We start from the raw sequence: 6859 nt of genomic DNA on the forward strand, positions 1-6859 counted from the left end.
TCCTAGCCTCCATTCAGTATGATGAACACCATGACGTCTGAAACCACCGTCGCTATCGCCGTCCCGCTCGAAGCTGAGCTCGTTGACCGCATCCGCGCCGTAGATCCTTCCGTTACCGTCCTCTACGAACCCGAACTGCTGCCCCCGGAACGTTTCCCGGCAGACCACTCGGGCGACCCCGACTTCCGCCGCACGCCGGAGCAGGAAGAGCGTTACTGGTCCATGCTCAACCGGGCCCAGGTCCTGTATGGCATGCCCAACGAAAACGCCGCCGGGCTGGCCCGGATTGCGCGTGAGAACCCGCACCTCCAGTGGGTGCACTGCATGGCAGCCGGCGCAGGCGGCGCGGTCAAGGCCTCGGGGCTGGACCAGGAAACCCTGCAGAAGTTCAAAGTCACCACCTCCGCCGGTGTCCACTCCCTGCCCCTGGCCGAGTTCGCTGCCCTCGGAATCCTCAACGGTTTCAAACGCAGCGCCGAACTCGCGCAGGACCAGGCCGCCAAGGTATGGCCGGAACTGCGCACCCCCACCCGGTTGGTCAGCGGATCCACGCTGGTGGTCACCGGACTGGGAGAAATCGGCCTGGAAACGGCAAGGATCGCCCGGGCCCTGGGCATGAAGGTCAGCGGTACCAAGCGCACAGTGGAGCCGATCGAGGGAATCGAACAGGTCTCCGACAACGACGGGCTTGCCGGGCTGCTGGCCTCCGCCGACGCCGTCGTGAACACCCTGCCGGGCACACCGTTCACGGAGCGCCTCTTCAACCGGGACGTCTTTTCCGCCATGAAGCCGGGGACGGTTTTCGTTAACGTCGGCCGCGGCACCGTGGTGGACGAGGATGCCCTGCTGGAGGCACTGGAGAACGGCCAGGTGTCATACGCCTGCCTGGACGTCTTCGCCGTCGAACCGCTCCCCGCGGACAGCCCGCTCTGGCACCACCCCAAAGTTATGGTGTCGCCGCATACGTCCGCATTGAGCGCCGCGGAGAACCGCCTGATCGCGGAGCGCTTCAGCAGCAACCTGCGCACGTTCCTCGACGGCGGCGACCTCCCGCACCTCGTGGACACCGTCCACTTCTACTGATCCGTCCTTCGCACGGCAGAGCCCCTGCCGGGGACTCCTGAATCAGGAGTCCCCGGCAGGGGCTCTTTCGTGTCGGCGGTCCTGCAGGACCGCTCCTGCTGGCGGGACTGCCGGCGGGTGCCGCATAAGGGGAACTCAAGCGGACGGCCTGGGCCCCAGGTGTTCGTTCGCGCTGTTAACGCCGGAAGGTGGCCTCCCCGCTGCCGGGGTGGCCACCTTCCTGTGTAACTGAGGTGTGGCTAGCTGGCGTCCTCCACGAGGACCAGATCACGGCCGTTGGTCTCCGGGGTGAAGAACGTTGTCCCGAAGGAGATCAGCGCCAGGACCAGCGAGTAGAGCGCAGGGACCAGCCAGGAGTGGCCGGTGGCCGCCAGGAGCGCCACGCCGATCATGGGCGCGAAGCCGCCGGCGAGGACCGCCGAGAGTTCGCGGCTCAGGGCCACGCCGGTGAAGCGGTGCTGGGAACCGAAGAGCTCCGGCAGCAGTGCGCACTGGGGGCCGAGCATGGACTGGACACCCAGGGCGATGCCCACCACCATGACCGCCCAGACCAGCGTGACGTTGCCCAGGGTGACCAGGTAGAAGGCCGGCAGGGCGATGATGGCCTGGAAGAGGGCTCCATAGCGGTAGACGGGCACACGGCCGAACCGGTCGGAGAGGGCACCGAAGGTGACCACCATGACGGCGGCGAATCCGGCGGCGATGAGGAGGCCTGTCGGGCCGATGAACTTATCGCCGGCAAAGATTCCGGCGGGCATGCTGATGAAGGACACCAGGAGCGCGGAGTAGATGGAAGAGTTTCCGTTTTCGCCCATCCGCAGGCCGATCCCGATGAGCACGTTCTTTTTGGAGTGCTTCCAGATCTGGCCTACCGGGTTCTTGACCACGGCCTTGTGCTTTTCGAGCTCCTGGAAGACCGGGGTCTCCTTCAGGCGCAGCCGGATGAACACGGCGATGATAATCAGGATGACGCTGGCCAGGAAGGGCACGCGCCACAGCCAGCCCTGCAGGACCTCCTTGTCGGCCAGCGCCATCAGGGCGAAGGTACCGGCACCGAGGAGCGTCCCGAGCTGGATGCCGACGAACGGCAGGGAGGCGAAGAAACCACGACGGCGGCGCGGGGCCACTTCTGAGATCAGCGTTGTGGCGCCGGCCTGCTCGGCGCCGGCGCCCAGACCCTGAAGGATGCGGAGGGCCACCAGGAGCACCGCTCCCACCATCCCGGCCTGTTCGAAGGTCGGCAGCAGGCCGATGGCGAAGCTGGCCATGCCCATCAGCCCGATGGTGAGGATCAGAACCATCTTGCGGCCGTAGCGGTCGCCGATGTAGCCGAAGACAACTCCGCCGAAGGGCCGGGCAGCGAAGCCCACGCCGTAGGTGGCGAACGAGGCGATGACTGCGCCGCTCTCGCCCAGCGGAGAGAAGAAGAGTGGCCCAAAGATCAGGGCCGAGGCCAGGCCGTAGATGTAAAAGTCGTAGTACTCCAGGGCGGAGCCCACTGAGCTGGCAAGCGTTGCCCGGCGCAGCTGCTCGGGATCGACGACGGCGCCGTCCACGTCAGCCTGCGGTGATTTAGTACGAGTTGTCACTGGAACTCCCTCAAAAACACTCCAGACCCCCGTTGGCCTGGTGGGTTAGCAATGGCACCTGTTGTGCGGATCACTATATTGAACAGAGTACAGCAAGTTGAACAGCGGGCAAGTGGTCGGCTGAAATTTCTTCGTTTTGCGACGCAGCTGCCCGTATTTTGGGTGCAGTCAGCCCATGGGGTTGCCCAGGGATCGGGCCAGCTCCTTAAGTTCCTTGACCATCTGGGCGCCCTGTTCCGCGGAATATGTCGCCTTGAGGGCGGTCACGGACAGGCCAAGACTGGGACCGTGTGCACCCCGGGTCGGCACGGAGACGGCCAGGCAGACCACTCCCGTGGTGGATTCCTCGTCCTCGAAGGCGTAACCCTGCTCGCGGATCGTCTCAAGCTGGGCCTTGAGCTCCGCTCCGGTCCTAAGCGACTTAGGGGTCAGGACAGGAAGCTCGTCATCATCGGCGAACATGGCGTCAATGTCGTGGTCGTGGAGCCGGGCGATCAACGCTTTTCCAACAGCGCAGAGCGAAACGGGCATCTTGTCGCCAATGTTGGAGGTAAGCCGCACGGCAGGATGGCCCTCATACCGGGCAAGGTATATCACGTTGGTTCCGTCCAGCATCGCGATGCGGACCGTCTCGCCGGAAAGGGTGGGCGCCTGCTCGCAGAAGCGGTAGAACTCCTGGACTTCGTCGAGCCGGCTCAAGTAAGCAGCACCCAGTTCCACAAGTTTGCGGCCCAGGGTGAAGTCGGCGCCCTGGCGGTTGATCAGCCGTGCTTCCTCGAGTGCAAGCATCAGGTTGGAAGTGGAGGATTTGGGAATACCGAGTTCGCGGGACAGGTCGCTGAGCGTCAACCGGCCGGTGGCTGAGGCTGCCAAGGCCTCCAGGACCGCGGCGGCGCGAGTGACCGCCGGCGCAGGCGACGCGCTCCCCAAGCCGTCGGAGGATCGGGGTGTACGGGAATCGGCCATGATTCTCCTTCAATCGGCGCGCCAGTGCGGTGGTGAGTCACAGTGTTCATTCCACTGAACACAAACCATCATAATGGCTGGAAGGTGCGGCCGGTTGGCCTTTATGACACGTCGGCGAAAAACATGGCGCATTGCGCACGTGACATTTTTTGTTTCCGGGAGTTCACGGTATATTCATCTCAGACCCTCCACCGCGGCATCCCCCAATAGTCGCGGTGGAGGGTTTTCCAATGCCCGGACGGAACTCACTCAGGCCGCGTCCGCCACGGACCCCCTGAGCCTCCAGCTGCCGCCGAGCCCGTCCCGCACCAGTGTCATGGTGGTCAATGCCGAATTGGGATTGCTTCCCAGCCGTACCTGGACCTGCAGGACCTCTACGTCCACACGGCTCAATCCCCGGGGCATGCGCCGCTGGGCTTCCCACCAGCTGACGCGTTCAAACCACCGGACGGGTTCGGCGCTGACGGCCCACTTTCTTCCGCTGGTGACCACCGTTGTGGGCGCTCCGCTTGCTGATGTCATCAGCACCACATGTTCCATGCCTGCACCGTACGGGCGGGCACTGACAATAAAGCAGGCACCAAAAAACCCCGCCGTTCCTGCCGTGTGGACTGGAACAACGGGGTTTTGCCTGGTGGGTCCTACCGGGATCGAACCGATGACATCCACGGTGTAAACGTGGCGCTCTACCAGCTGAGCTAAAGACCCATGGGGCTGATTTCCGCGTCACTGCGCGTCAACCAACGAACATAGACTCTACCTGAGGGTGCTGGCCAAAAGCGAATCGGCAGCATAAACGGCTCCGCACCGGCGTTTCACAACGGCGGCAGTTCCTCGGCCAGCCACGCCAGCGATTCACTGACGCCGGCATGGAGCTTGATAGTGGCGCGGTCGTCCCCGCGGGTGGCTCCCCTGTTGATGATGACAACTGGTTTTCCGTCGTTGGCGGCGTGCCGGACGAACCTCAACCCGCTCATCACCGTGAGTGAGGATCCCGCAACCAGGAGCACGTCGGCGTCGTCCACCATCGCGTAGGACCGCGCTACCCGGTCCTTCGGAACGTTTTCGCCGAAATAGACGAAGTCCGGCTTGAGCGTGCCTCCGCACGCCGGGCAGACTGCCACGACAAAGCTGCCAATCAGGGCCTGGTCCTCAACGGTCGAGTCAGCGTCCGGGGCCATCTCCACCAGACCGGACGCGCTGGCGTGTTCCAGGAAGCCTGGATTGAGCTCCTCCAACATTCCCGCGAGCAGGCGCCGCGAATACGTGCGGCGGCACTCCAGGCAGACAACCTGGTCGAAGCGGCCGTGAAGGTCAACGACGTTGACGCTGCCGGCTTCTTCGTGCAGGCGGTCCACATTCTGGGTAATGAGGCCGGTGAGCAGGCCGCGGCGCTCCAGTTCTGCCGCCGCACGGTGCCCCGCATTGGGATCGGCATGCCGGAGGTGCGACCAGCCGATGTGGTTCCGGGCCCAGTACCGTTGCCGGTTGGCCGGGTCACCAACGAACTCCTGGTACGTCATGGGTGACCGCGGCGCCGAATCGGGACCCCGGTAGTCGGGAATCCCCGAATCAGTACTCAACCCTGCACCGGTCAACAGCGCGATGCGCTTGCCGGCGAGAAGGTTACGGATCCGGTCGAGGACTTCGAGATCAGCGGCTGACAGGGCGGCAGGGCCGGCAACAGGCAGGCTGGCAAACCCCGTCAGCCCTACTCCGTGCCTGCGCGGCTCCATCTGTTGTCAGGCCCGGTCCAGGCCCGCCAAGGCTTCACGGTAGGCGGACAGGTCGCGGGCCTGGCCGCGGGGGTTTACCACCACGTAACGGATAACACCCGAGGCGTCGATGATGAAAGTTCCGCGCCGTGCCATGCCGCTCCCGGCGTCAAAGACGCCATACTCGCTGGCTACCGAGCCGTGGGGCCAGAAGTCCGCGAGCAGGTCGAAGCTGTAGCCTTCCTGCTCCGCATAGGCCCGCAGGCTGAATTTACTGTCCACAGAGACGGCCAGGACAGTGGCGTTGGCATCCTCGAAGTCCCCAAGGTTGTCACGGATCTCGCACAGCTCGCCCGTGCAAATGCCGGAAAACGCGAACGGATAGAAGACCAGGACGACGTTCTGGCCGCGGAAGGATGACAGCCGGACGGGCTCACCATACTGATTGGCCAGCTCAAAGTCCGGTGCGGACTCGCCGACGGCAGGGACCGGCAGGTCCGTGCTCCCCTGCAGGGTCAAGCCGCCAGCGGCGAGTCCGGACGTCACTTATTCTTCTTGCTGACCAGCCGGGTTGCGCTCCAGTCCTTGGAAACGCCGGCGGAGGTGGTCAGGTGAAGCCCGGCCGTGGGTGCTGCTTCCTGTATTTCGGCGGGAGAGACATAACCCTTCCGCCCGGACTTGGGAGTCAGGACCCAGACAACTCCGGTCTCGCTCAGGGTGGTCAGGGAATCCATGAGCGTGTCGACCAGGTCACCGTCGCCGTCGCGCCACCAGAAGATGACAGCGTCAACGACGTCGTGGTCGTCCTCGTCCAGGAGTTCGGACCCGGTCAGGTCCTCAATATCGTCACGTAAGTCGAAATCGACGTCGTCGTCGTAACCGAACTCCTGAATCAGATCCCCGTTTTTGAAACCCAATTTTTCCGCCACATTTACCGAAGTGGCGGCGTCGGCCTCGCTCACGTGTTCCTCCAATGCCTAATACATGCAGTGCGCATAGTGATTTCCATTACTCCAAGCCAACACCCTTTGTGCCTGCGCTTCAAGCTGCCCGTACCGCGATCCGCCATATTCTGCGTCACATCCGGCACCGCCAACCCGCATCGCAGCGGCTTTTCGTCACACAACCAGTATGACGGCGAAATACAACAGCGGTGCCGAAGGCGCGGCTACGCATCGCGCTGGAGTCACAGCTAGAGTGATCGGTGACAACTATGCCTGCGGGGCGACCGCCCTGGAACTCTATGCAGACATAGGCGTGATAGGACCCTGCCCGGCGCACATGACCGGGCTGTTGTAACCGATACGTCGCACACGTCGCATTCACGCCGGACACACCCTGCCCGGCCTGGGGGCGCCGATGAATGCGCGCAAAGAGAGGTTGGACGTGGCTGCAGGAGAAGATACCTCCCATATCCTCAGCGGGTTGACTAACCAGCTGCCTGATCGTGATCCGGAAGAGACCGCCGAGTGGGTTGAGTCCCTGGATTCGCTGATCAGGGAACAG

At 63.7% G+C, this 6859-nt stretch carries 7 protein-coding genes and 1 tRNA gene; 1 reads left to right on the forward strand and 7 read right to left on the reverse strand.

Annotated features, from left to right (window positions below):
• Window positions 1-18: 18 nt before the first annotated feature.
• Complete coding sequence (locus ABV518_RS21460; RefSeq protein ID WP_367771383.1) at window positions 19-1083, forward strand: D-2-hydroxyacid dehydrogenase; 1065 nt, start codon at window positions 19-21, stop codon at window positions 1081-1083.
• 239 nt (window positions 1084-1322) lie between these two features.
• Here ABV518_RS21460 and ABV518_RS21465 read toward each other — a convergent pair whose 3' ends face one another.
• The 7 genes from ABV518_RS21465 to ABV518_RS21495 all read right to left on the reverse strand — a co-directional run bounded on the left by ABV518_RS21465 (window position 1323) and on the right by ABV518_RS21495 (window position 6315).
• On the reverse strand, window positions 1323-2672 hold the full coding sequence (locus tag ABV518_RS21465) for an MFS transporter (protein ID WP_367771386.1): 1350 nt from the start codon (window positions 2670-2672) through the stop codon (window positions 1323-1325).
• 168 nt (window positions 2673-2840) lie between these two features.
• Window positions 2841-3638, reverse strand: coding sequence for an IclR family transcriptional regulator (locus ABV518_RS21470; protein ID WP_367771389.1), 798 nt, complete (start codon window positions 3636-3638; stop codon window positions 2841-2843).
• A gap of 249 nt (window positions 3639-3887) precedes the next feature.
• A complete protein-coding gene (locus ABV518_RS21475; RefSeq protein ID WP_367771391.1) occupies window positions 3888-4178 on the reverse strand; it encodes a hypothetical protein in 291 nt (96 codons plus the stop codon).
• 92 nt (window positions 4179-4270) lie between these two features.
• Window positions 4271-4346: transfer RNA gene (locus tag ABV518_RS21480), tRNA-Val, on the reverse strand.
• A 107-nt stretch (window positions 4347-4453) separates the two neighbouring features.
• Window positions 4454-5374, reverse strand: coding sequence for an NAD-dependent protein deacetylase (locus ABV518_RS21485; RefSeq protein WP_367771393.1), 921 nt, complete (start codon window positions 5372-5374; stop codon window positions 4454-4456).
• A gap of 6 nt (window positions 5375-5380) precedes the next feature.
• On the reverse strand, window positions 5381-5872 hold the full coding sequence (locus ABV518_RS21490) for a peroxiredoxin (RefSeq protein ID WP_367771397.1): 492 nt from the start codon (window positions 5870-5872) through the stop codon (window positions 5381-5383).
• Window positions 5873-5895: 23 nt separating this feature from the next.
• Window positions 5896-6315 carry a DUF3052 domain-containing protein gene (locus ABV518_RS21495; protein ID WP_131133250.1) on the reverse strand — a complete coding sequence of 140 codons (420 nt, stop codon included), beginning with the start codon at window positions 6313-6315 and terminating at the stop codon, window positions 5896-5898.
• Window positions 6316-6859: the final 544 nt, after the last annotated feature.

The organism is Arthrobacter sp. HS15c, from assembly GCF_040812005.1.
Lineage (GTDB): Bacteria > Actinomycetota > Actinomycetes > Actinomycetales > Micrococcaceae > Arthrobacter.

What these genes read in the sequence shown, in the direction of transcription:
- ABV518_RS21485 (WP_367771393.1), bottom strand. Translation starts at nt 5,374, where the DNA reads ATGGAGCCGCGCAGGCACGGAGTAGGGCTGACGGGGTTTGCCAGCCTG.
- ABV518_RS21460 (WP_367771383.1), top strand. Translation starts at nt 19, where the DNA reads ATGATGAACACCATGACGTCTGAAACCACCGTCGCTATCGCCGTCCCG.
- ABV518_RS21470 (WP_367771389.1), bottom strand. Translation starts at nt 3,638, where the DNA reads ATGGCCGATTCCCGTACACCCCGATCCTCCGACGGCTTGGGGAGCGCG.
- ABV518_RS21475 (WP_367771391.1), bottom strand. Translation starts at nt 4,178, where the DNA reads ATGGAACATGTGGTGCTGATGACATCAGCAAGCGGAGCGCCCACAACG.